Here is a 23660-nt window from a genome sequence, read left to right on the forward strand (position 1 = left end):
GGGTGAAGACCGGGGTAACGGGTTTTCTGGTCGTTCTTCCGCTGCTGGCGGCCGGGTGCGACAGCTGCACGGGCGACGATCCCAACGACCCGCCCCCGCCCCCGCCCCAGGCCCCCACCGGCCTCGCCGCCACGGCGCTGAGCTCCGAGCGGATCGATCTCTCCTGGACCGACAACGCCGACAACGAGGCCGAGTTCCGCATCGAACGCAGCGCCGACGGCGGCGCCACGTGGACCGAAATCGCCCGGCCTCCGGCCAACACCACGTCCTACGCCGACCTCGGGCTGACGCCGGGAGCCGCTTATTCATACCGCGTCCGCGCCGTCAACTCCGGCGGCGCAAGCGCCTGGGCGGGACCCGCCTCGGCCACGACCCGCGCGCGCGCCTGGACCTCCCTTCCCACGGGGCCTTCGGCGCGCCTTCACCACGCCGCGATCTACGACCCGGTCGGGCAACGAATGATTCTCTTCGGGGGATTCACCGCCTCCGGCGCAACCAACGACGTCTGGGAACTGACGCTGCCCTCCTCGGGATCCCCCGCCTGGACCCAGCTCACGCCTTCCGGCACGCCCCCTTCGGCCCGCTCGGGACACAGCGCGATCTACGACCCGATCGGCAAGCGAATGATCGTCTTCGGAGGAGACGACGGAACGTCGCCGCTTCCCACGGCCGTTCACGCCTTGAGGCTCGATACCAATCCCGCTTCCTGGAGCACGCTCGCGGTGTCGGGGACGCCTCCCCCCGGACGACTTTACCATGGGGCGGTCTATGTTCCCGATCCGTCGAATCCCCGCATGGTCATTTACGGAGGCTACGACCTCAGTACCTCCATGGCTGACGTCTGGCAGCTGACGCTTCCGGCCTCAGGGACGCCCACGTGGACGCAGCTTTCCCCCACCGATTCCCCCGGCGTCCGGGATCGACATGTGCTCGTGTACGATGCCGCAAACGCGCGGATCCTTACCTTCGGGGGCAACGACGGCAACGCGGGCAGCGACCCCTACACCGACGCCACGTGGGCCCTGGGGTTCTCCCCCCTCCAATGGACGCTCCTGGCGGCCTCCAATCCGCCGTTTCCTCGTTACGGCGCCGCGGGCATCTTCGACCCGCTCCACGGGCGGCTTACGGTGTTCGGAGGCGACGACACGACGGTCCCCATGGACAACGCCGTGTGGATCCTCGGCTCCTCCTCCTGGAGCACGCCGGCGGTTTCCGGAGGGCCGCCGGCGGGAAGATGGGGCCACAGCGCGATTTACGACGAGCTCAACCGGCGGATGGTGATCTTCGGCGGTTTTGATGAGAACTTGATACCTCTGAACGACACCTGGGCGCTCGACCTGTAGAGGTAATAAAAACGAGGCAAGGGGGCCGGAGTGCCCGGCCCCCCGCCTCTTCCAGGTGCGACCGGAGGGGCCCTCTTTCGCCCCTCCTTTCGGGGAGAGATCTCGTCAGCTAATCGTACGAAAGGCTCGCCCCCTCCCGGCGGACGATGTCCCGAACGTCGTAGGCGGCCTCCACAATCTTGCGGAGCACCTCTTCCTGTTCCGGAGTCAGCGACCCGTACGTTCCCTCCAGGAGCAGCTCCGAATAACCCAGGAGCGCCGTCACCCGATCCACCAGCGTCAAACGGTCCGTGTACATGCCGTCCTCCGTAAGGGGCGGGTGGTGGGGGGAGCACCGGCGAAGGCCGGGTCCCCCACACCACACGCGACCGGGGTTATAGGGTGTATGGATTGGTTCACTCCAGCACCACCATGTGGGGCTCGATGTCGAACGGAACCGCGTCACCCAGCCGACCCGTCCGGACCAGCTCCGCAAATTTCCGGTTCTGGGCCGCATCGAGAACCTGGGCGATCCTCGTGTACGAAAGATCCACGATGGTCCCCACCCGCCGATCGTAGTCCCTCGGCCGAAAGACGCCCGACGCCCGAAGCTCCCGGTGATACGCTTCGACCGCTTCCTGGCGCTGCCGGAGAATCTCGGCCACCTGGGTCTGTTGCGCGGACGACAGCTCAAGCTCGCGCGCCAGCACGTCCCCCAATCGCCTCGGGTCCCCGGCCGAAGGCGGCCGCGGAGCGCCGGAAACGGCCGCGGGCGCAACGGGGTCCGTCTGGACCCGCTGGTTTTCCACTCGCACGAAGGGCGTCCCGGGCGCCGCTTCCGAAGCGACCGGGCGCGCCTCTTCCTTTCGGAGACCGCCCGCTTCCCGCGTCTGCGTCCGCTCCCGGGAGGCGAGCGAAGCCGGGGCCGGCGCCATGACCGCCGCAGCGGCCACGATCAAAATCCCCACGCCGAGCGCGAGGTGTTTCACGCCAGGTCCACCCCGGTCCGCTCGCGGACGCGATCACGATCCGGCATGATGAAGGTCCCGCCGCCTCCGCCGCCTCCGCAATCGCTGGCGGTGACGTACCATTGATCCAAGTCGTAGACCATGATGTTGAGGGCCAAATACGGCCGCGTCCAGAAGCGGAGCTGGTCTCCCACGACCACGTTCCACCCGCTCATGTCCACGAAGCGCTCGGCGTTCACCGTGCCGCCGTTGGGCAGGTAATAGTAGGTCCTCCCATCATGCCGGATGTTTCCGTTCTGCCAAACCCTCACCCAGAAATAGAAGGTCGACGAGGCGGTCACGGTCGCCGTGACGGTACAGGACGTCTGGCCGCCGCAGATGGCGGTGGGGCCGGTGGGATCCGATCCCACTTGAGCCTCCGAAATCGAAGCCCCCGCCAAGAAGAGCCCCAAGGCCGCGCACGCCCCGATCGCTTTCTTTGCCGCCATCCTGCCTTCTCCCTTCCGCACCTGGTCCCCCGGGCGACACGCCCGGGGTCCCCGATCGCTGGGAGAAAGAAGTGCAAGGGGCGATCCAAACTTTTCGGAAACGCGAAAAAGCCCCTTTTTCGGGCTCTAGAACCCCCATGGACGCCGTTTCGCAGGGAGGGAGAGCGACCTTCTTTTTGGCCGGAAATGGGCGTCTTTTCAGGGGTGCGGTGACAGGTTTCGGCGCGTTTTATGCGAGCGCCGAGGCCATTTCGGCCAACTGACGCTTTTTGTCGACAAGACGCTTAAGTCGACACAAATCGGGCCTCTTGACCAGGCGGCGGACCAGCCGGACTCCGATGGAGCCCTGGGAATGGGCCGCCAGGCGCTCCAAAATGGAACGAAGCTCCGTAAGGTTCCCGTCCCAGGGAAGGGCCGCCAGCTCGGCCACGGCCTCCGGCGTGATTCGGCGACCGGCCAGCATCCGCTCGATCAGGGCGGGAATCTCACGGCGGCGATCCCGCAGCGGCGGAAGCATGATCGTGGCTCCCTCGAAACGCCGCCGGAGTTCGGGAATCAGTCGATCGGCGGACCGGCACGTCGCCACGATCCGGACGTCCACCTTCCGCTCCTCCGGTCCGCCCACGGGACGAACCCATCCGTCCAGAAGCCGCGGCAGGATCCGCTGGTTCTCAGGCGAAAGCTCGTCCACCCGGTCCAGAACGAGCGTGCCGCCCTCGGCCTGCGCCACGTATCCGCCCGAAGCCTCCCGGGCGCCGCTCCAGGCCCCCGGCACATGGCCGCAGAGATCGCTGGCCGGGAACGCCATTTGTTCGCAGGGAGCCACGACCAACGGTCCCCGCGAACGGCTGCTGAGCGTGTGGATCTCGCGCGCCAGGTGGGTCTTCCCCGTGCCGCTCTCTCCTGCAAGAAGAAGAGGCAACGAGGACCGCGCGAGCTTCGCGGCGCGCTCCTGGACTTCGCTTGCGGTCGCCCTGGAGCGAACGTCCTCGAGCCGCTCGGCGGCCTTGCGGGCATGGACCGCGGCGCGCCGCCTCCCGAGCCTGGCCTCCGCCTCGGCCCGGAGCGTGCGGAATTCCACGACCCGCGGCAGATCGTTCACCTTGCGCGCCAGGCGTTCGGCCCGGCGGGCCCACCGCCAGGCGGCTTTCCAGTCCTCCGCCCGAGCGGCAATCCGCGCCTGAGCGCGGTACACGTGAAGACTGCAGATCCAGTTGCGCTTCCCGCGAAGCAGGCGCTGGGCCCGTTCCAGATCCTCACCCGCGGACGTAGGGTCTCCCGAGCAAGCGAGCGCGATGGCGCGGCAGGCGTACGCCCGGCACAGGACATCCCATCGTCCCGTCCCGGCTCCCACCTGGATCGCCCGGTCGAGCGCCGCTTTGGCCTGGGGCCAGGCCTCGCGGCACACGGCGGCATAGCCGGCGCTCAGAAGCGTGGCCGCCTCTTGGTCCCTCTTGCCCAGTTCGCGAAACGCCCGCGCCGCGCGGACGAACATGCCGTAGGCCCGGGGATACTGGCCTTCGTCGAAATGCAGCTCCCCGCGCCGCCACCGCGCCCACGCCAGCTCCGCCTTATGACGATGGCGCTTGTGGATGGCGATCGCGCGATCCAGATGGGCCCGGGCGGCGGGAAAATCCCCCAGGCGAATGCACACGAGACTTTGATTGCTCGCCGTCCGCCCTCGGCCCAGATGGTCGTCCCCGTAGGCCTCCTCCGCCCGGGCGTACTCCTCGAGCGCCTGGCGGTAGCGGCGGTGGGCGAAATGATCGTTGCCGAGCATGTGGTGGAACTTCGCCGCCGAGCGGGGCTTCCAGCGCATCGAATAGGCCTTCCGCAGGTGCTCGCTCATCTCCTTGCGCCGGCCCATGAGGAACCACGTGTAGGCGATGTGGAGATGGATCTCGGGCACGAGATAGGCCGGACCCGTCCGGAAGCGCAGCGCGTCCCGCAGCGTCTTGAGCGCCTCGCGATAGCGGCCCACCTCGCGGTAGAGAAATCCCAGGAAGAAGAAGCTCTCGCGGCCCGGGTCCCGGCGCACGACCTCCTGGGCCGCCGCCAGCGCGAGGTCATGTTTTCCTTCCCGGTACAGCCGGTCCCGCAGGGCGCGAAGCTTGGGGGGCTGAACGCCTCCCTCGGGGAACGGCAGCGTGACGGATGGGCGCGGCCGCACCGGCAGCGGACGTACGGCCAGCGCCAAGGGCTTCATGGCGTGAGAATTGTACCTTACCGTATGCCCCTGCGCAAGGGACGCGGTTCAACAAAGTCCGGAAGCCCGGGCGGTTACGCGGGCGCCGGACGCCCCAGCGGCCGGAGCCGGCAGAGCGCGTGATTCCCCTCCAGACCCTTGAGCGAGGCAACGAACTCCTCGCGGGGAAACTCGAGCCCCGCCAGCCACGCGCGAACCTCCGCATCCTCCTCCATCGAGCGGGTGAAGACCACGTCGTCCCCCTCCGACTGGCCCTGGACCCGCGCCGCCAGGTTCACCGTGGTCCCGAAGTAATCGAGCGCGTCCGCGTTGCGGATCGCAATCGACGGGCCCTGATGGACCCCCACCTTGAGCCGCACCGAGGCGCCCACGTCCCGTCCCCGCAGAAACGCGTCCCAATTTGCCTGCATCTCCACGGCCGCCTCTAGCGCGTCCCGCCCCCGCGCGAAACACGCCAGGACCGCGTCCCCCATCGTCTTGACGACGCTCCCCCGGCGCCGCGAAACACACCCCTCCAGATACCGGAAGTGTTCCCGCACGAACGCGAACGCCCGGCCGTCCCCCACCCGCCGGTAAAGCTCCGTGGAACCCCTCAGGTCCGTGAAGAGCACCGCCAACGAAGAAACCGCCAGCCGCTCCCCCGGCGCGGGCGCCTGGCCGGGGAAAAGATGCCTAAAGTCCTGAAGGGCAAGAAGTTCAAGACCGGTGGCCGCGGCTTCCCGCCAGCTTTCGCGCTCGAGGACCAGAAGCGCTTCCGCGTTCGAGGCGTTCTCGATTTCGAGAAGCACTTCGCCCGCGCGGGGGCTGTCCCCCTCCACGCGGAGCCCCTCGGGACTGCAGTGAATCCGCAGGCGACCTCCGCCGGAACCCGCCAACCGGCGGGAAAAGAATCCCATCGTCGGGTAGCATCGGATCCGAACCGTCCCGGGCCGCAGAAGAACCTCCTCGCGGCGCCGTTCGCCCGGTTCGAGGCGAAACTGCGCGGCGATGTACGGCGTGTTGGCCGGCCCGCCGATGCAGTAGGTCTCCGCGCGCGCCCGGCGGACCGCGGGATGCACCGCAAAGCGGGCTTCCACCGAAGCGGCCAGATCCGTTCCAAAATCGATCCGGCAGGTCGGGCAGTGCGCCTCCGAGCGCAGGTCCTCCAGCGCGCTCGCCTTCCGGCTTGGGGCGTGGCAGTGCGGACACAGCACGCTCCACACCAGCTCCAGAACCCCCTCCGCCACGGCCCGCAGGAAAAAGCGCAACGTCTCCGTCCGTTCGAATCCCCATCGATCGGCGAGCTCATAGGGCCGCAGCGACGTCACTTCGAGATCCGATCCGGTCCGCAGGTGTTCCTTCAGGCGATCGACGAGCGGTCCCTCCCCCAGCGCGCGCAGGCGCGCCTCGAGGATGTCCTCGGAGACGAGCCGGTCCGGAGGAAGGGCCGGGTCGGGACGACCGGCCGGATCCTGCCGGTGGCGCTCCCAGGCCCGCACGAAGGCCAGGACGTCGCCGACGCTCTTTCGGAGGGCGAGGCGCACCAGCCAGGCGGGCCACCCGGCGCGGAGCCGGGCGACCGCGAAGATTTCGAGATCCGCGCCTCCCTCGCGACCGGCGGCCAGGAGGATCCCGGCGTCCACCGTTTCCATCGGCCCTCCCTCGAAGCGGCGGCGCACGGAGTAGCGGCGGCCTTCCACCCAGTCGAACGGGAATTCTTCGTAGCGCCAGGCGAGACCCAGGAACCGCGCCTCGGCACGGTAGTGGCCGCGGCGGGACGGATCGGGCCACGGGACAAACCGCACCGGCGGCAGGCCCACGGCGCGGTTAAGCCGGTCGGTGTCGGCCAGGAACGCCCAGACCTCCTCGGGCGGCGCGGCGAGCGCGACGCGTTGGCGGACGGCGATCTCGTCGGCCACGCCAGGATTGTACCTCGGCACGATTCTCTTGTCGCGCGCGCGGCCTTTGTGGCAGGCTGGAGCCCCATGCGCCTCCCCGAGGGACCCGACGCCCGGCTTCACCGCCGGCGCGTCTGGGCGTGGGCCCTCTACGACGTGGCCAACTCCGCCTTCTATCTCACGGTCGTCTCCTCTTTTTTTCAGTTTTTTTTCATCGATCTCTACGTCCAGGCGCACGGCCCGGCGGACGCGGCGGCGGAGGCGGACCTCCGCCGGCGGGGCGGCGCGGCGCTGGGATTTACGGCCGGAACCGCGATGGCGGCGGTGGCGATCCTGGGTCCGTTCCTGGGCATCGTCGCGGACCGCACGGCGTCGAAAAAAAAGTTCCTCGCCGCCTTCGCCGCGCTCGGAATCGCCGCCAGCGCGCTCATGTTCTTCATCCCCCCCGGAGGCTGGCGGACCGCGGCGGCGCTCTACGCGCTCGGGACGGTGGGCGTGGCCGGCAGCCTGATCTTCTACGACGCGCTTCTGCCCGCCGTCGCGCGGGCCGAGGACCTCGACCGCGTTTCGTCGCTCGGCTACGCGCTCGGGTATGCGGGAAGCGTCGTCCTCTTCCTCGTCAACGTTCTCGTTTACCTCAAGCCCGGCCTTTTCGGAATCCCCGATCGCGGGACGGCGGTGCGGCTGGCGTTCGTGAGCGTGGCGGTCTGGTGGGGGCTTTTCACGATTCCGCTGCTGCGGGGGGTGCCCGAGCCTCCGGCCGCGGCGGGGCGGCCGGGCCTGCTCCGGGCGGCGCGGGATCTCGTGCGCTTCCGGTCGCTTCTTCTCTTCCTGGCGGCCTTCTGGATTTACGCGGACGGGATCGGAACGATCATCAAGCTGGCGGCCGGGTTCGGCTACATGCTGAAGCTCGACCAGAAGGATCTGCTTCTGGCGCTGGTGATCCCCCAGGTGATCGGGGTCCCCTGCTCGCTCGCGTTCGGGCGGCTGGCGGGGCGCGTAGGGGCCCAGCGGGCGATTCTGATCGGCCTGGCGGGGTACGGGGCGGTATGTCTTCTGGCCTGGGGCATCCGCCGGCCGTGGCACTTCTACGCCCTGGCGGCGGGCGTGGGGGTGGTGCAGGGGGGCACGCAGGCGCTCAGCCGGTCGCTTTTCGCGCTTCTCGTGCCGCGGGGGCGGACGGCGGAGTTCTTCGGGCTTTTCAGCACGGTCGAGAAGTTCGCCGGAATCGTCGGGCCGTTTCTCCTGGGGGCGATCTGGAGCGGAGGCGGGGATCCGCGGCCGGGGATTCTGGCGCTGGCCGTTTTCTTCGCGGCGGGGGCGGCGCTGCTGGCCTGCGTGGACGTGGAGAAGGGGCGGCGGCAGGCCGAGGAGCCCGTTTAGCCGCCGGCGTGGCGCGAAGGGCTGAAGGGCTCCAGGGGAATCCGGGGGGGCCGGCCGGTCAGGAGATCCGCCACGATTTCCGCCGTCACGGGGGCCAGGAGGATGCCGTTGCGGAAGTGGCCCGTGGCGACCAGAAGCCCCTCGAGCGGCGCGCGTCCGAGGTAGGGGAGGCGGTCGGGAGTGGCCGGCCGCAGCCCCGCCCACGACTGGACGAGCGGCAGCCGGCGCGATTCCGGAAGGATCTCGGCGGCGCGTCGGGCGAGATCGCCCACGCCCTGAAGCGTAACCGTCTTGTCGAATCCCGCGTCCTCGAGGGTGCTTCCGATGAGGAGACGTCCGTCGGCGCGCGGCACGAAGTAGGTTTCCCCCTCGAGGAGCACATGGGGGCAGAAGCCGGGCGCGGCCTGGGCCAGAAGCATCTGGCCCTTGACCGGAAAGACGCGCAGATCCAGGCCCACGGAACGGGCCGGCTCGCCGGACCACGCGCCGGCGGCGAGGATGACCGTTCCGGCATAAAGATCGCCGCGGGGGGTCTTGACGCCGGTGACACGGCCGGGGACGCGGAGGAATCCCGTGACGGGGGTGGCGGGGCGGAGTTCGGCGCCGAGCCGCGCGGCGGCTTCCGCGAGCGCCGCGGTCAGCCGGTGGTTGCGGACCTGCGCGATGTCGGGAAGAAAAAGCGCCCCGCGCACCTGGGGATTCAGGCCCGGCTGGCGGGCGAGAGCTTGCTCGCGGGAAAGGCGTTCGACGGGCTGGTCGTGTCGGCGCTTCCATTCCTCGAGCGCCCGGGCGGCGTTCTCGCCGGCCTCGTCGCGCCAGACGAGCAGGAGCCCCGTGACGCGGTACTCGGGGTCGATGGGGGACAGCGCCCGGAGCTGCTCCAGGAGTCCCGGATAGAGCTTCATGCTGGCCGAGCAAAGAGCGGCCAGCGGGGTGGGATATTCCGAAAGATGAATGGGGGTGAGGATTCCGCCGGCGGCCCAGGAGGCTTCGCGCCCGAGGTCGCCGCGTTCGAGGAGAACCACGCGGAGTTTCTCGAGGGCCAGCCGGAAGGCGACGGCGGCACCGACGATTCCGCCGCCCACGACGAGGACGTCGGGGTTGCGCGCCATGGAGGCGGTTTATAACATGGGGGGCCGCCGCGGGCAAGGAGGGCCGGCGGAACGGAAAAAAAACCTGCCCCTGGCGCGGCCGATCCGCTACACTTTCGGCGCCGGCGGCCGGCGAGACGCCCCCATCGTCTAGAGGCCTAGGACACCGGCTTTTCAAGTCGGCAACACGGGTTCGAATCCCGTTGGGGGCAATAACTGTGGGGATACACCGCCCAGGCGCTCCGCGACGACTTCGACAGCCGCGAGAGGCGACGGGTCAAGGTGGCGTCCCAGGATGGCTCGCCGTTCCCTTGGCGCGGCAAGCCTCGCGAGCCGCGCCCCTTGCGCCTTGCCGCGCAGGATCGGTCGGAAGAGGAACTCGAAGAGCTGACGGAACAGGTCAGATCCAGCCACAGGGTCGATTCGCGACCCCCCTTCGCCCTCAACGCCGCCTCCCCCGCAGCCCCCGCCGCCTACCTCGGCCGGCGACCGCGCCGGACGGAGGGCCGGCGCTCGACTTCGACCTCGTGCAGGGCGGCCGTCTCGAGCGACCGGAGCACCTTGGTCCCCCGCTCGGCCGGTCGCAAGACCCCGTAGTCCCCTTCCGGCCGGAGCGCCCCCCTGGTCCACGAACTCCCGTCCCCCGCTCCCTTGACCTCCTCGTCTTAAGCAGGGTTTAATTTTCCTATTCGCCGGGGGGCGAGTCATGTTCTGGATCGTGGCGGCAGCGGGGCTGGTCCTCGCGATCGGCGCCGCCTGCTGGTGGTGGCGGCGGCGCAAGCAGCAGAAGCAGACGCGCCTCATCTCCTTCGTCGCCTTGCTCCGTAAGCCGGCCAGCATCGACCCGACCGTGCTCGCCCGCCTGGCCGGCAAGGTCTGGCGGGCCGACCTGGGCGACGGCAATTCCGAAGGAGCGGACGGTTTCGTGGTCGGCGCCGGCATGCTCAACGCCATCTGCTACCAGGGCCGATGGGTCCTTGTCCACAGCCTGCCCCGCCCCTACGTGGACAATCCCGAGCAGGCCGCCGCCGACATCGCCGACCTGCGCATTCGCTCGCTCTTTGCCCAGCACCAGGCCTGGTTCTCCTGCGACGCCACCGACGTGGACCCCCGCGCGCCCGACAACGAGGTCCGCGACTGGTGCCGCCGCCTCGGAAAGCTATTCGCCGAGCTGCTGGACGACAACTGCCTGCTCATCTTCCTCCCTGACTCGAACATGGTCTACCCGATCAACGAGGAGACGGAACAGGCACTCCGCTCGGAGGATCCGATCCGGTCCTTGCAGGAAACCTTGACGGTGCCGTTGATCGAGGTGCCGGCCGACGACCCGTTCATGCAGCAAGCCGTAGCCCGGGCGCGTGCCGACTGGCCGCGGTTCGTGGCCGCCTTCGAGGCTCAGGCCGGCACCTTCTTTTCCGTCAAGGCGCCGGTGAGCCATTCCGGCAACACCGAGTTCATCTGGATTTCCGTCACCCGCCTGGAGGGCGAACGTATCTACGGCGAACTGAATAACGAGCCCGCCAACCTCGGCCCCTTGCGCCTGGGCTCGAAGGTTTCGGTCCCCGTCGCCGAGCTGAACGACTGGTGCTTCATGGACCCGCAGGGGAAGCTGGTCGGCGGATTCACGATCGCAGCAGTGCACCAGGCGGCCCGCCGCCCGCGGCCGCCGAAGGGCCAAAACGAATAGCCGCCCCCAGTCGGGTTCCCCTGCCGATTTTACAGTCCAAGAGTTCCACCGCCTTCCCCAGCGGCAATTCCTCCTGTTCCACCCGCTGGGCCCTGCTCGGGCTTATCTCCACAAAAAACGAACGCCCCTCCCCGGCGTCGCCTGTCCGGCGTTTGTCCGCGCACCGCTCCACCCATCCGCCCACTCTTTCCCACGTCCTCCTCTCCCCTGACCTCCTCGTCTTGGCAGGGTTTCATTTTTCCTGTCCACAGGAAGTTCACCGACAATCGCCGCCCGCGGCTGCTCATGCAGTTGTCCGGCGTGGAGGGGGATCGTGCCGGCCTGCGCGAATTCCAGTTGGTAAAGTTCGTCGGTAGGCGGATACTGCTCGAGCAGGCCGACGTCTCTTGCGGTCCGCCGAAGCGCACGTAGGTCGGCGTGCAGCGGTTCGAGTCCCACGACATGGGCGGTACGAGGACCGGTCCGATATATCCGGACGGGCCGCCGTTGTCCGTCAACGAACCTTCTCGGGGCGCCGACGGAAAATACGGACCCTGACGGCGTAAGCGCGATACTCGCCGGCGTGGGAGAATAAGCAGGAGGAGCCATGCCGTTCACGCCTTTCCATATGGGTCCGGGAATCTTTCTCAAGGCCGTGCTGCAAGGCAGCTTCAGCCTGATGGTATTCGGCTGGGCGCAAATCGTGATGGATATCCAACCGCTCATCGTGCTGCTCACCGGGAAAGGGCATCTGCATGGCTTTACGCATACCTATCTCGGCGCCACGCTGATTGGGGCGTTCTCCGCGGTGACCGGCAAGTACGTATCTCAGCTCGCGCTGTCGATGTTGCTCGGGGCAGGCTCGAAGGGCACGCCCATCGCTTGGTGGGTGGCGCTATTGAGCGGTTTCGTCGGCAGCTACAGCCACGTCGTGCTCGACAGCCTCATGCATGCGGACGTGGAGCCGTATTTTCCGTTCTCCGCTGCGAACGATTTGCTCGGGCTGGTCTCGGTGGAGGCGCTGCACAAGTTCTGCGTCTACAGCGGCCTTGCCGGCGCAGCGCTGTATGTCCTGGTGAGCTACGGGTTGTCGCGGCGGCGCCGCTAAGGCAGCGGCTGCTCGATACGGGAGAGGAGGGTCTCAGCTCAAGAAGAAGGTCGCGCCACGGCATGACGAGCGCCCCTCGCCGACGTCGCCTGTTCGGCGTTTGTCCGCCCGCGGGCCGCCCGAAAACACACCCGGACATCTTCCCTCCTCCCGGCCCCACCGCGTATACTCCCCCTCGGACCTCCCCATTAAAGGGGATTTGTACCGGCTATCCGCCGTTTCAGCGCCTTGAAAAGCGCGCGACGAGCGTTGCAACGTAGAGACGTGGCCATGGATTCGCGCATGGCGATGCCCACCCCTGGCGATCGAATCGAATGGGGCGTTAAACTTGCCGGATCCGCCGTCAACGCCGCATTCGCGCCGAGTCGAGTAGACGAGTTGGTGCGTGCTTGGCCTTTGTTGACACGTCTTGTAGAAGCTGTGCGCACATACCGAGGGCCGGATCCTCTGAAGGCCGCTTTCTTAGCGCTCCGTGCCAAGCCGCCGCCCTGAATGGCGAGGCTCAGGATCGATTGTCCGCAGTGTCTCGGTACTAGCGCGATGCGCTCTGACAACCGTTTCGAGTCTGCACGCGGCGCGTACCCGACTCGCAAAGGCGGAGCGCCTTTGCTCGCGGCTCGCGCCGGGTGTCAGGTGTGAAAGGAGATCTCTCAGATGCCAACGGTTGCGTCGCACGGGATACAAATCAGCTATGACGACCGCGGGCAGGGAGAGCCGGTACTGCTTTTCATGCCCGGCTGGTGCGGCAGCCGCAAGGTCTTTGACGAGCTCGCCCCACGCTGCGCCGTACGGCGGCGCACCCTGACCCTCGACTGGCGCGGGCATGGACAGTCGGAGCGGCCCGCGGATGATTTCGGCGCGAGCGACCTGGCGAACGACGCCCTCGCCGTCATCCAGGCGAGCCGGGCACAGCAGGTCGTACCGGTTGCGCTGTCCCATGCGGGTTGGGTCGCGATCGAGCTCCGCCGCAGACTCGGCCATCGTATCCGAAAGCTTGTGTTGCTCGACTGGATCGTCCTGGACGCCCCACCGCCCTTCCTCGCGGCACTGCGGTCGCTTCAGGATCCAGCACAGTGGCAGCAGACGCGCGAACAACTCTTCTCCATGTGGCTCCACGGATTGGCCCTCCCCAAGCTGGCCCACTATGTACGGGAGGACATGGGTTCGTATCCGTTCGAAATGTGGGCGCGCGCGGGCCGCGAGATCGGTGAGGCCTATGCCAAGGCCGGGAGCCCCCTCCAGGCGCTCGCAACCTTGGACGCAGCGGTGCCGGTATTGCATCTATACGCCCAGCCGGACGATCCCGGATACTTGGCTGCGCAGCAATCGTTTGCGGCCGCACATCGATGGTTCCAGGTGTCGAAGCTGGAAGCGCGCAGCCACTTTCCCATGTACGAAGTGCCGGACGAGATGGCCAAAGCCATCGAAACATTTGCGGCACATGGCGAAAGGACCGAATAGATGAAGGGACCGGATAGACGCTGGCACCAAGAACACCGCATGCCGGAGCGGGCCACCGATGATCAACGAATCGCGTGGCATCTCGAACATGCACAGGTCTGCGGCTGTCGCCCTATCCCCAATGGCGTGCTCGCGCTCATGCGCGCCAAGGGAATGAAACCGCCCAACAAGGGCAGACAGCCGACGCGCTGAAGCGCGGCTGACGGTCGGGGCTGGGCAGTTCAGCCACTGCAGAAGAGGCAGCAGATGGGAGGCATTGAATGAATACGCTGCGCACCATCCAAGAAGAAGGTCGCGCCACGGCCTGACGAACGCCCCTCGCCGACGTCGCCTGTTCGGCGTTTGTCCGCGCGCGTCCCGCCGCGCCCTCCAGGCGCCGGCACGCGCGAAGACCGGATCAGAAGGAGCGGGACGCCCGAAAACACACCCGGACATCTTCCCTCCTCCCGCCCCCACCGCGTATACTCCCCCTCGGACCTCTGCATTAAAGGGGATTTGTACCGGCTATCCGCCAGGCTCCCGCGGATTATCAGGATGAACCCGCAATTGAGGTTGGCATCTGGTCATGGAGGACAGCCCAAGCCGCGTTGGCCGTCGCTACTTTGGGCAAGAGTCTGGGGTGGAACCCGGTCCTCTGGGGTGCTGGAACGTGGGGCACTGCCGCCGCAAGTCCGGCCGGGCAACGAGCAGCGAGGCTAATCCCGGCGTTAGGTCAAAAACTAGAGTTTCTCTTTGACAATGCCACAGGGAGCCAACAGAACATAGACCGGAGTCGAGCGATGCTCGCCCAACTTCACAGGATCGGCATCTCCGACGTTCCACGGAGGCGCGCGTATCTCCAGACCTTCTTCGAAAGGGTGTTAAACGATTCCACGAATATTGCGGCCCAGCAAGCAAACGGCCGCGTGGTGAGGGAGGCCTTGTGGATGGGGCCGCTTGGCGGGCTCAAGGTGCAGAGCGTGTGGGAGGGTACCAAGCTGGTTACCGTAATGCTGTTTGGAGGATGAGGCATGCGTCTCTCGTTCCGCGAATGGTGCATGGAACTGCGCAGCCATCCGGTTCACATGGAGCGCAAGGAACTGCTCGATACCGCTTCGACGGCGGATCTTTTACTTTGTGAATCCCGTTCAGAAGCAACGCTTCTTTTCGAGGTGGACGTGTTTGGCTGTACGGCGGAAAGGGCGAAGTTCAGGATTGGGGTGCTATCGCAAGCTCACGGCGCAGTTCCCCACATGTTCCCTATTCCCGGCACTGATAGGGTGATGGTGGGATTCGATCGTCGCGTTGTGGGGGTTGACCTTCGGACTCATAAGCAAGCTTTCGAGCACGAGTTGGAGACGGTGTTTCATTCTTTTTACCACGCCGTGGACCATCGCATCGTGATGGCCCTACATGAGATTGGAATCTTGGCGCTGTCCGAGGAGGGACAACGTCTTTGGGATTTTGGCAAGGACGTCATCACAGCCGCTGAAGTCGGAAGGGATAGCATTCGGCTAACTTTCATGGATTCACCGCCCATTGTCCTGCGCATTCGGGACGGCAAGGTAGCGTGATAGTCCTAAAACGTGAAAAGTCGTCTCCTACTACGTGAAACTTCAGTTCATATGCGAACGGCTGCACCACGGATGGGTCGGGCGGGCACTCGTCGCAGGAGATCTGCTTATGCGGGGTTGCCCGAGCGCTCGCTTCCAGTGAGAACGCCGCGGGTCCCCCCTGACGCCGCCGGGCTCCCCCACGGCCCCGCCCTCAATTTTGTGCGCCAGAGGTACACCCCCGCTGCGGCGCGGGCCGCTTTGTAAGCAACACCCGCTCAAGTCCTCTCCCTCTCCGCTCTTCCCCCCTCTTCCCCTCATGCCCTTCCGCCCCCTTTGCAACGACTATCCCCTCCATCTACCGGAACTTCAGCACCGACTTCAAAAACCTGCAGAAGTTCAGAAGAAGGTCGCGCCACGGCCTGACGAACGCCCCTCGCCGACGTCGCCTGTTCGGCGTTTGTCCGCGCGCGTCCCGCCGCGCCCTCCAGGCGCGCCGGCACGCGCGAAGACCGGCTCAGAAGGGGCGGGCCGCCCGCAAACACACCCGGACATCTTCCCCCCTCCCGCCCCCACCGCGTATACTCCCCCTCGGACCTCTGCATTAAAGAGGATTTGTACCGGCTATCCGCTGACGAGTACGCTCTCGAGTCAGCCGTATGAGGATAACGAGGCGCAGTTGCCACAAGATTTCATCCGCAGTTTGGAACTGTCGCCGAAAGAGGGGGGATTGAGTTGCGGGCAGTTCATCGGGTGGCAGTGGTATTGCTGCTCGCCCTGGGCGGGGTCTTTGTCATGCGTTCGCCACGAGAAGGTTCCCGCCAGGTCAGACTTCCCCGAACTGACCAACCATCTGCCGCTCCTCACGCCGAATTGGAACGCCCCGTCGCTTCACAGTCAGTCTCGCGCACCAACGTCACGAAGCTGGGATACCATACGCGCCCCGAGATCCTCCGGGACCTGTTGAGTCGCGGCACGCGCGAGCAGCGCGTGGCGGCACTGACTTGGATGGTTGCACAAGATCGACAAAATGGCACTACCCAATTTGAAAACGATGTCTTGGAACTCGTAAATGACACAGACTTCCTGGTTGCCATGAAAGCCACCGAGTCAGCATTGTTCTACGGAAATAAGGTTCACGCGCTTGTACCCAGAGATCGGTCTTTACGGGCCTTGGAGTACTACCTCTCCCACGGAGACTTCGAAATCGCACCTTCGGCGAGCGATTCCGAGAGCTACTTCATTCCAATCCTCGGGACGGCGTTAACTTTGGCAAGAAATGCCCGTGACCCCACAGTTGCAAGTGACTTGGAGCAGTTCTACCGGCAAGTAAAGGCGCAAGACGAGCAGGTCTCGCTCGAAATCGGACTCGTACTAGCCGAGCGTCAAAGGTTCGTCGCACTCGATGCCGCCCTTGAAGGCGTTGCATCCAAATCCAAGGACATCGCGTGGCTTTCCGCTCAAATCGTCAGCCTCGCCAAGATACCTCAAGCGGTGCCGCATCTTCGGCGCGCCTACCTCCTCCAGGAAAAGGGACAAGCACGGGAAGCCATCATCAGCGCGCTCTCCCGAGTCAATCATCCAGACGCGAAGCCGGTCCTTCTCGAGCTCCTTCTGCTTGAGAAACAGGCGATGCTAAGGCGAGACATCGTCCAGGCTCTTTTGCAAGGAGGTATGGGGCGCGAAGAAATCGCAACCCAAATCCTTCCGCAGGCGTTCGGAGACAATGAGGTGAACATGTCGGCCGCGAGTGTGCTTGTCGAGATAGGAGACCGCCGAATCCTTCCGCATCTCCGAAGAGAGCTGGAAGCGATGCGACAGCGGGAAGTCGACAATCCTGAACGGCTCAGGGCCATTCTAAGTCTTCTTGGCAATGCCCGGGATAAGGATGCCGTCGCGAGCCTTGGGCCATTGCTCATGGAGCTTCAGGACGATTCTCTGCGCAGCGCCGTCCGCGAAAGCCTTGAAGAAATCGGAGGACAAGAAGCACGGGCTTGGCTGGATTGGAAATAGTATAGCGCACCCGATTTCCTTGGACACTCGGCCGTTGTCCGATACTCGATACAGGAAGAACGCCAGGGCCTGCTGCCCGGCGCTGTCCACCCGCCGGCCGCGCCTCCTGCATGCGGGCGGCTGGGGGAAGGAAACTTCAATCCATCGGACATGGCGGTCCTCTTTCCCGTAAGAGGCCGCGCCCTTTGGGGGCATGACCCCGGAAGGAAGCTCCGCCCTCAGGGGAAGGTGATCAACGGCTTGAGGATTCCATCCTCCTTCGTCTGCATCATGCGGAAAGCCCGTTCGACCTGATCGAAGCCGAACCGGTGCGTCGTCAAGGGGGAGGGATCCACCCGCCCCGCCCGAAGAAGCCGGATCAGTCGCTTCAATCGTTCCGACCCGCCGGGACAAAGACCGGTTCGGAGCGTCTTGTCGCTCATCCCCACCCCCCAGTCCAGACGCGGAATCCGAACGAAGTCGCCATGACCGTAGTATCCCACGTTCGAAATCGTGCCTCCCGGTCGGGTCACTTTGATGCACGCCATCAGCGTTTCTTCCGAGCCGAGCGCCTCGATGGCCGTGTCGACCCCTTGACCTTCCGTCAGATCCAGGATCGCGGCGACGGGGTCCCGTTCGGTGAAGTCCACCACGTGGTCGGCTCCGAACCGCCGGGCCAGCTCCTTGCGCTGAGGAACGCTTTCGACGGCGATGACGGTCGCCGCCCCCAGAAGCTTCGCTCCGGCGGTCGCCATGAGCCCCACGGGGCCTTGAGCGAAGACGGCGACCGTCCCTCCGAGAGGGATCGCTCCGTGCTCCGCCGCCATGAACCCCGTCGACAGCATGTCGGCGACATAGACCGCCTTCTCGTCCGGCAGGTCCGGAGGAAGAAGCGCCAGGTTGGCCTGCGCGTTATTGACGTGGAAATATTCCGCCAGAGTGCCGTCCTTGACGTTGGCGAACCGCCACCCGCCCAGCATCTGCGTACACTGGGAGGGAAATCCTCTCTGGCAGTTCTCGCAGGTGAAGTCCGGGGTGATGGCCCCCACCGCCACGCGATCGCCCTCCTTGAAGCCGCGCACCGCGCCGCCCAACCTGGCGATCACGCCCACCGCCTCGTGACCCAGCGTCAGATCCCGCCGCTCCCCGATCGCGCCGGCGACCGTGTGGGTATCCGATGTGCAGATCAGGGCCGCCGTCGTCCGGATCAGGGCGTCATTGGGGCCGATCTCGGGAAGCGGTTTTTCCGCCATCCCCACTTCCCCGATGCGCCGCATGACGAAAGCCTTCATCTTCACGCCTCTCAGAGATCCTTCGGAACTTGCCAGGTCACCGGGATTCCGGCGCCGGGCGCCGCCCGACGCTGCGGACCAGCTCGGCGGGCGGCGAGAGCTTCGACACCACATCGCGGGCTCCGGCGCGCCGCGCCCGCTCGTAGAGATCCCAATCCGCCCCGCCACTGTAGACGATGACGGCGACCTCGGGTTTGTAACGCCGCATCCAGCGGACCAGCGACATCCCCGGGGCGTCGGGAAGCCGTTCTTCGACGAGGACCGTCCCGCAGGGCTCTTCCGCCAGCGTCCGAAGGGCCTCCCGGACGGAGGTGGCGGACTGGGCCTCGTAGCCGACCTCTTCGAGAATCCGGATGCACCGCTCGCGCCCCTCCGGACTCGGATCCACCACCAGCACGCGCCGCGCGACGGCGGGAACGATCGTCTTCATGAGAGTCCTCCTGAACGGAGCCGATCCCGGCGCGGGAACCGGGAGGCATACGACTCGAGTCGATGAACCAGCACGGGACAAGGGGATTCCCGCAAAAGCTCCTCGGCCGAGCTGCCCATCACCCACCGGGCGAGCCCCCGCCGTCCATAGGTGGCGGCGCAGATCAGCCGGACGCGTCGCGAGCGGGCATGCTCCAAAAGAGACGCCACCACGGGCCCCTTCAAAACAGCCGCGGACGCTTCGACCCCCTGCCCCTCCACGCCGGCGCAAAGGCCTTTCAGATAGGGCATCGGATCCCGCACCGGGGGATGAAAGCCCGCTGCGCCCGGAAGCACCTCTTCGGGCACGACCTGAACCACCTCCAACGTCGTATGAAGGATCCGCGCGGCCCGAATCGCGTCGGGCAGAATCCCCTCGGCGACCCGCGAGCCGTCCAGAGGAACCAGAATCCGTCCCTCGGGCGGCAATGCGCCTTCCGAGCGGGAGACGAGGACAGGAATATCGGAGCGCCGAATCACCTGTTCCGTCACGCTTCCAAGCACCAGACGGCGGATACCCGTGCGTCCGTGGGTGGTCATGGCGATCAGATCGACCCTTTGCTCCCGGGCTGCGGCTCGAATGGCCTCCGCCGGGCGTCCCTGCGCCGTGAGGATCCGAAGATCCAAAGACCGAAGCCGCTGGTCCTCGCAGATCCGGCGAACGTCCGCCTCGTCCTTCCGGGCGCGGCCGGGTTCGACGACGTACAGAACGAGGACCTCCGGCCTGCACGAAACCGACCAGACGGCCACCGTCGCCAAGGCGGCCGCGGATTCCGGCGATCCATCCGAGGGCACCAGGATTCGAAGCGAAGCGCCGGGACTTTTCTTTTCCGTCATCGCAGGTACATCAAGCAACCCGCGTGCCGCGGAAGCGAACGGAGTCCCGTGCACCGGATCCGCGCGGGCGCGCGGACAATTCCCCGGAAGGGCGCGTTTTTCCAAAGGGTCTCGTCGACGATCGGCAATCCCCGCTCCCGCGCCGAGTTTTCCCCGCTCCCGCGCCGAGTTTTCCCCGCCGCCCGCGCAAAATTACGCCGCCTTTCGGCCGTTTTCGCCGGAACCGCCTTTGGCCCGCTCTTTGCGGGAAGAGAGTCGATGCAGCCTAAGGAAGACGCCATGTCGCTTTTCGAAAGAATCCTGGTCCCCCTCGACGGATCCCCTCTGGCCGAAAAGGCGCTCGGGCAGGTCCGCCGGATCCTGCGCCGTGCCGACGCGGAAGCCGTTCTGATCCGAGCGGTGGAACCGCCCGCGGTCGCCGGCGATTTCTACACTCTTGCGGAATCCCTCGAGGAGGAGGCCGATCGCTACCTCGCCGGCGTAGAACGCTCGCTGTCCGACGAGGGAGCGCGGGTCCGCCGGGTGGTACGCCGAGGGCCCGCGGCTGAAACGCTCCTCTCCGCGGCGGACGACGAACGGGCGAGCCTCATCGTTATGACCACGCACGGGCGCAGCGGCATCGCCCGCTGGATCCTCGGAAGCGTCACCGAGAAAGTGCTCCGCGCCAGCCCGGTTCCCGTGTGGGTGACCCGGTCGTTCGACGACCAGGGCGCTCCCGCGGAGGATTCAGGACCGGTCCGGACGGTTCTCGTTCCCATCCATGAAGAGGCGTCCCTCGCAATCCTCCCGGCAATCGTGGATGTCGCGCGGCTCCATGAGGGTCTTGAAGTCCGGCTCGTGCACGTTCTGCCGGAAGGCGGCTCGTACAGCGTTCCGGTTCCCTCTCTCGCGCGCGCGTACCACGAGCTCCGCGGGCACGGAATCGCCGTCGAACCCCTCCTCCGGAAGGGGGACGCGGCCTCCGAAATCCTCGAAACGGCTCACTCGGAGCGCGCGGATCTGATCGCCATGACCACCCACGGACGCTCGGGCCCCTCCCGCTGGGCTCTGGGAAGCGTGACGGAAAAGGTCCTCCGGGGGGCGTCCATTCCTCTCCTGGTGGGCAACGCCCGCTGCGCGTGGATCGGTTCGGCGCGGCCCGCCGGCGCGGTCGGCACGCGGAAGGGCTAGACTCGGCCCGAGCCCGGACCGGCGCTCCCCCGGGAGGCGCCCCTTCCCTACGGCTCCTGGAAGGCCTCTTCCGAATCCTTGCCTACGGACCAGCCGGTCTTCAATCCCAGCACGAACCACCCGAGCGCCAGAACCCCCGCCGCGAAAATCGTGTCTCCCACCACGCGCAGCCAGCGCAGGGTGTTCATTGTATCCGTCTGAAGGAATTCCGCCGACCGCGCGTACCACATGCCGTGCTCGACGCTGGCCCACGTCTGCAGAAGTCCGACCGGCAGGAGACTCAGAAGGACCATCAGCGCCAGACCGAGGTTGATCGCCCAGAACGAGAACGCCAGAACCTTGGTCTTCCAGACGGCGCGGCCCGCCAGCCCCCTCAGACAGAACAGCATGAGACCGATTCCGAGCATCCCGTACACTCCGAAGAGGGCCGTATGTCCGTGCACCGGCGTGGTATTCAGCCCCTGCATGTAGTAGAGCGCGATCGGCGGATTGATGAGAAATCCGAACAATCCGGCTCCCACGAGATTCCAGAAGGCGACCGCCACGAAGCAGTAAATCGGCCAGCGGTACGCCCGCACCCAGGGGCGGGCCCGGCTCAGGCTCAGATTCTCATACGCTTCGAATCCGATCAGAACGAGAGGAACGACCTCGAGCGCGCTGAACACGGCTCCGAGCGCCAGAACCGCCGTCGGAGTCCCCGTGAAATAGAGGTGGTGGAACGTTCCGATGATGCCCCCGGCCAGAAACACGATGGTCGAAAAAAGGACCGCCGAGGTCGCCGCCTTCACGCGCAGGAGTCCCATCCGCGTGAAGAGGAACGCGATCACCACCGTGGCGAAGACCTCGAAGAAGCCCTCCACCCACAGATGGACCACCCACCACCGCCAGTACTCCACGACCGCCAGGTGCGTCCGCCGGCCCCACATCATCCCGGCGGCGTAAAAAAGAGCGATGGCGGCCGAGGCCAGAAGAAAGAGCGCCAGGAGCGATCGATGCTCCCCCGGTCTCCGCAGCGCGGGCGCCAGCGCCCGGATCATGAGCCCCAGCCACAGGAAAAGACCCACCAAAAGGAACGTCTGCCAGAACCGCCCCAGATCGATGTATTCGTACCCCTGGTGACCGAACCAGAAGTTCGTCTCCAAACCGAGCTTCTGCCGGACGCCGAGCCATTGGCCGGCCAGCGACCCGCCCACGATGACGAGCAGGCAGACGAAAAGAAAATTGACGCCGGCGCGCTGGCCCCAAGGCTCATGACCCGAAACCGCCGGCGCCACAAAAAGCCCCGTCGCCAGCCACGCCGTCGCGATCCAGAAGATGCCCAGCTGAGTGTGCCACGTCCGGGCCACGCTGTACGGCAGCCACTCCGCCAAGGGCAGGCCGTAGAAGCCCGAGCCTTCGACGCCGTAGTGCGCCGTGACGGCCCCCAGGCCCACCTGCACCACAATGAGCGCCGCCACCACCCAGAAATACTTGAGCGTGGCCTTCATCGAGGGGGTCGGGTCGAGCGCCAAAAGAGGATCCCGGCGGGGATGCTCGCAAGGCTCCTCGGGTTTTCGGCTGAGCACCGCATGGTACCAGGCCAGACCCCCGATCCCCGCCAGCAGCAGCACAAAGCTGATGACCGACCACACGACCACCTGGCCGCCCGGCGCGTTGCCCACGAGCTCGTCCGGCGGCCAATTGTTCGTGTACGTGATCGCCTTCCCGGGACGTTCGGTGACGCACGACCACGCCGTCCAGAAGAAAAAGGCGTTGAGCGCCCTCATCCGCTCGGCATCCCGCAGGCTTCCCCGGGGAAGCGCGTAGGCGTCGCGCAAGGATTCGAAGGCGGGATCGTCCCCGAAAAGCCCCGCGTAGTGACGACCGACCTCCTCGATCGCGCGGGCCCGGTCCGGCGACACGCGAAGTTCCCCGCGGATCGGATCATACGTGTTCGTCCGGAGCTCCCTCCGCAGCCTCGCCTTCAGCGCCGCCTGTTTCTCCGAATCCAGTCCGCGATAGTCCCCTCCCGCCCACAGGTTCGCCAACGCCACCGCCTCCCGGTGCAGCCAGTCCGCCGACCAGTCCGGAGCCACATAGGCCCCATGCCCCCAGATGCTCCCGAGTTGATGCCCCCCGAGCGACTGCCAGACATTCTGACCGTTCCGGATGTCCTCCCCCGTCATGAGAACCCGGCCGTCGGCGGTGATCACCCGCCCGGGAATCGGCGGCGCCTCGCGGTAGATCTCCCGGCCGTAGTAGCCCAGAACGGCGAACGACCCGGCCAGAACAACTCCAAGTCCGATCCAAAGCTTCCTCTCACGGATCATGGGCCGGAACTCCCCCTTTTTGCCTGCGCCCCGCAGACGGCCAGCAACGCTTCCCGCTCGCCGTCGGTGAGGACCCGATCAAGACTGGGATACAGTATATTCTTCTCCCGCCCGTCATGATGTTCGAGGAGGTGCAGGAACAGCGCCTCCCGGTGCAGAAACTCATGCGCCTGACGCCGCCCCGCGCCGCGATCGCCCGCCAGCCGGCCCAAGGCCTCCTTGAGCGCGGAGAGGTTCCGCAGCAGATTCCTGTGCTCCAGATGGAAGAACTGCGGATCCCCGCCGGGAATGCGCCCGACCCGCCGCTCATAAAGCGGGAGAATGTGTTTCTCCTCCGCCCTCATGTGGTCCACGAGTTCCCGCTCGAAGACCTCCAGACTCTCCAGCGCCTTCCCGAATTCCAGGCCGACCACGAGGTCCCGATGCTCCGCAAAACGCTCGCGGAGACTCTCGTGCACCCCCATGAGCTCCAGAAGCGTCCGCTTCATGT

Annotated in this window: 19 protein-coding genes and 1 tRNA gene; 9 read left to right on the plus strand and 11 right to left on the minus strand. The window is 66.4% G+C overall.

The features are described from left to right. Positions 1-2: 2 nt before the first annotated feature. Positions 3-1343: a kelch repeat-containing protein gene (locus VNO22_01615; GenBank protein HXG60046.1), complete on the plus strand. Its 1341-nt coding sequence runs from the start codon at positions 3-5 to the stop codon at positions 1341-1343. Between the two features lie 109 nt (positions 1344-1452). Here the strand turns inward: VNO22_01615 and VNO22_01620 are convergent, their stop codons facing one another. The 5 genes from VNO22_01620 to VNO22_01640 all read right to left on the minus strand — a co-directional run bounded on the left by VNO22_01620 (position 1453) and on the right by VNO22_01640 (position 6882). Beyond that, positions 1453-1641: a hypothetical protein gene (locus VNO22_01620; GenBank protein HXG60047.1), complete on the minus strand. Its 189-nt coding sequence runs from the start codon at positions 1639-1641 to the stop codon at positions 1453-1455. A gap of 97 nt (positions 1642-1738) precedes the next feature. Further along, entirely contained in the window at positions 1739-2311 is a 573-nt protein-coding gene (locus VNO22_01625; protein HXG60048.1) for a hypothetical protein, read from the minus strand. Beyond that, a complete protein-coding gene (locus VNO22_01630; GenBank protein ID HXG60049.1) occupies positions 2308-2778 on the minus strand; it encodes a hypothetical protein in 471 nt (156 codons plus the stop codon). The genes VNO22_01625 and VNO22_01630 overlap by 4 nt, the downstream gene beginning before the upstream one ends. Positions 2779-3007: 229 nt before the next feature. After that, positions 3008-4984: a sigma 54-interacting transcriptional regulator gene (locus VNO22_01635; protein HXG60050.1), complete on the minus strand. Its 1977-nt coding sequence runs from the start codon at positions 4982-4984 to the stop codon at positions 3008-3010. Positions 4985-5058: 74 nt separating this feature from the next. Further along, positions 5059-6882: a DUF5939 domain-containing protein gene (locus VNO22_01640; protein ID HXG60051.1), complete on the minus strand. Its 1824-nt coding sequence runs from the start codon at positions 6880-6882 to the stop codon at positions 5059-5061. 66 nt (positions 6883-6948) lie between these two features. On the opposite strand from VNO22_01640, the gene VNO22_01645 reads away from it, so the two are divergent. Further along, complete coding sequence (locus VNO22_01645) at positions 6949-8244, plus strand: MFS transporter (protein ID HXG60052.1); 1296 nt, start codon at positions 6949-6951, stop codon at positions 8242-8244. Here the strand turns inward: VNO22_01645 and thiO are convergent. Further along, positions 8241-9356: a glycine oxidase ThiO gene (gene thiO, locus VNO22_01650; GenBank protein HXG60053.1), complete on the minus strand. Its 1116-nt coding sequence runs from the start codon at positions 9354-9356 to the stop codon at positions 8241-8243. The genes VNO22_01645 and thiO overlap by 4 nt on opposite strands. Positions 9357-9474: 118 nt before the next feature. On the opposite strand from thiO, the gene VNO22_01655 reads away from it, so the two are divergent. The 6 genes from VNO22_01655 (at position 9475) to VNO22_01680 (ending at position 17115) form a co-directional block, all read left to right on the plus strand. Beyond that, positions 9475-9547 (plus strand) — tRNA-Glu (locus tag VNO22_01655). Positions 9548-10041: 494 nt separating this feature from the next. Next, on the plus strand, positions 10042-11022 hold the full coding sequence (locus VNO22_01660) for a DUF2314 domain-containing protein (protein ID HXG60054.1): 981 nt from the start codon (positions 10042-10044) through the stop codon (positions 11020-11022). Between the two features lie 586 nt (positions 11023-11608). Continuing rightward, entirely contained in the window at positions 11609-12109 is a 501-nt protein-coding gene (locus VNO22_01665; GenBank protein HXG60055.1) for a metal-dependent hydrolase, read from the plus strand. 654 nt (positions 12110-12763) lie between these two features. After that, positions 12764-13570 (plus strand): alpha/beta hydrolase, encoded by an 807-nt coding sequence (locus tag VNO22_01670; protein HXG60056.1) that lies wholly within the window; start codon positions 12764-12766, stop codon positions 13568-13570. Between the two features lie 1010 nt (positions 13571-14580). Continuing rightward, positions 14581-15123, plus strand: a complete 543-nt coding sequence (locus VNO22_01675) for a hypothetical protein (protein ID HXG60057.1) — start codon at positions 14581-14583, stop codon at positions 15121-15123. Between the two features lie 744 nt (positions 15124-15867). Next, positions 15868-17115: a hypothetical protein gene (locus tag VNO22_01680; GenBank protein ID HXG60058.1), complete on the plus strand. Its 1248-nt coding sequence runs from the start codon at positions 15868-15870 to the stop codon at positions 17113-17115. Positions 17116-17333: 218 nt separating this feature from the next. Here the strand turns inward: VNO22_01680 and VNO22_01685 are convergent, their stop codons facing one another. The 3 genes from VNO22_01685 to VNO22_01695 are packed head-to-tail and all read right to left on the minus strand — an operon-like array spanning position 17334 to position 19691. Continuing rightward, complete coding sequence (locus VNO22_01685) at positions 17334-18386, minus strand: NAD(P)-dependent alcohol dehydrogenase (protein ID HXG60059.1); 1053 nt, start codon at positions 18384-18386, stop codon at positions 17334-17336. 37 nt (positions 18387-18423) lie between these two features. Continuing rightward, positions 18424-18816, minus strand: coding sequence for a response regulator (locus VNO22_01690; protein ID HXG60060.1), 393 nt, complete (start codon positions 18814-18816; stop codon positions 18424-18426). Then, on the minus strand, positions 18813-19691 hold the full coding sequence (locus VNO22_01695) for a universal stress protein (protein ID HXG60061.1): 879 nt from the start codon (positions 19689-19691) through the stop codon (positions 18813-18815). Before VNO22_01695 ends, VNO22_01690 begins: the two co-directional genes overlap by 4 nt. 279 nt (positions 19692-19970) lie before the next feature. Here VNO22_01695 and VNO22_01700 point away from each other — a divergent pair, with 279 nt between their 5' ends. Then, entirely contained in the window at positions 19971-20861 is an 891-nt protein-coding gene (locus VNO22_01700) for a universal stress protein (GenBank protein ID HXG60062.1), read from the plus strand. Positions 20862-20908: 47 nt separating this feature from the next. Here the strand turns inward: VNO22_01700 and VNO22_01705 are convergent, their stop codons facing one another. Both VNO22_01705 and VNO22_01710 read right to left on the minus strand, forming a co-directional pair. Next, positions 20909-23167, minus strand: coding sequence for a nitric-oxide reductase large subunit (locus VNO22_01705; protein ID HXG60063.1), 2259 nt, complete (start codon positions 23165-23167; stop codon positions 20909-20911). Further along, on the minus strand, positions 23167-23658 hold the full coding sequence (locus VNO22_01710; protein HXG60064.1) for a hemerythrin domain-containing protein: 492 nt from the start codon (positions 23656-23658) through the stop codon (positions 23167-23169). Before VNO22_01710 ends, VNO22_01705 begins: the two co-directional genes overlap by 1 nt. Positions 23659-23660: the final 2 nt, after the last annotated feature.

The sequence above is a fragment of the Planctomycetota bacterium genome (genome assembly GCA_035574235.1).
Taxonomy (GTDB): Bacteria; Planctomycetota; MHYJ01; order MHYJ01; family JACPRB01; genus DATLZA01.

Excerpts from the sequence above, each read along its gene's own strand:
- VNO22_01620 (HXG60047.1), bottom strand. The coding sequence starts at position 1,641 with ATGTACACGGACCGTTTGACGCTGGTGGATCGGGTGACGGCGCTCCTG.
- VNO22_01630 (HXG60049.1), bottom strand. The coding sequence starts at position 2,778 with ATGGCGGCAAAGAAAGCGATCGGGGCGTGCGCGGCCTTGGGGCTCTTC.
- VNO22_01635 (HXG60050.1), bottom strand. The coding sequence starts at position 4,984 with ATGAAGCCCTTGGCGCTGGCCGTACGTCCGCTGCCGGTGCGGCCGCGC.
- VNO22_01645 (HXG60052.1), top strand. The coding sequence starts at position 6,949 with ATGCGCCTCCCCGAGGGACCCGACGCCCGGCTTCACCGCCGGCGCGTC.
- thiO (HXG60053.1), bottom strand. The coding sequence starts at position 9,356 with ATGGCGCGCAACCCCGACGTCCTCGTCGTGGGCGGCGGAATCGTCGGT.
- VNO22_01660 (HXG60054.1), top strand. The coding sequence starts at position 10,042 with ATGTTCTGGATCGTGGCGGCAGCGGGGCTGGTCCTCGCGATCGGCGCC.
- VNO22_01665 (HXG60055.1), top strand. The coding sequence starts at position 11,609 with ATGCCGTTCACGCCTTTCCATATGGGTCCGGGAATCTTTCTCAAGGCC.
- VNO22_01670 (HXG60056.1), top strand. The coding sequence starts at position 12,764 with ATGCCAACGGTTGCGTCGCACGGGATACAAATCAGCTATGACGACCGC.
- VNO22_01675 (HXG60057.1), top strand. The coding sequence starts at position 14,581 with ATGCGTCTCTCGTTCCGCGAATGGTGCATGGAACTGCGCAGCCATCCG.
- VNO22_01685 (HXG60059.1), bottom strand. The coding sequence starts at position 18,386 with ATGAAGGCTTTCGTCATGCGGCGCATCGGGGAAGTGGGGATGGCGGAA.
- VNO22_01690 (HXG60060.1), bottom strand. The coding sequence starts at position 18,816 with ATGAAGACGATCGTTCCCGCCGTCGCGCGGCGCGTGCTGGTGGTGGAT.
- VNO22_01695 (HXG60061.1), bottom strand. The coding sequence starts at position 19,691 with ATGACGGAAAAGAAAAGTCCCGGCGCTTCGCTTCGAATCCTGGTGCCC.
- VNO22_01700 (HXG60062.1), top strand. The coding sequence starts at position 19,971 with ATGTCGCTTTTCGAAAGAATCCTGGTCCCCCTCGACGGATCCCCTCTG.
- VNO22_01710 (HXG60064.1), bottom strand. The coding sequence starts at position 23,658 with ATGAAGCGGACGCTTCTGGAGCTCATGGGGGTGCACGAGAGTCTCCGC.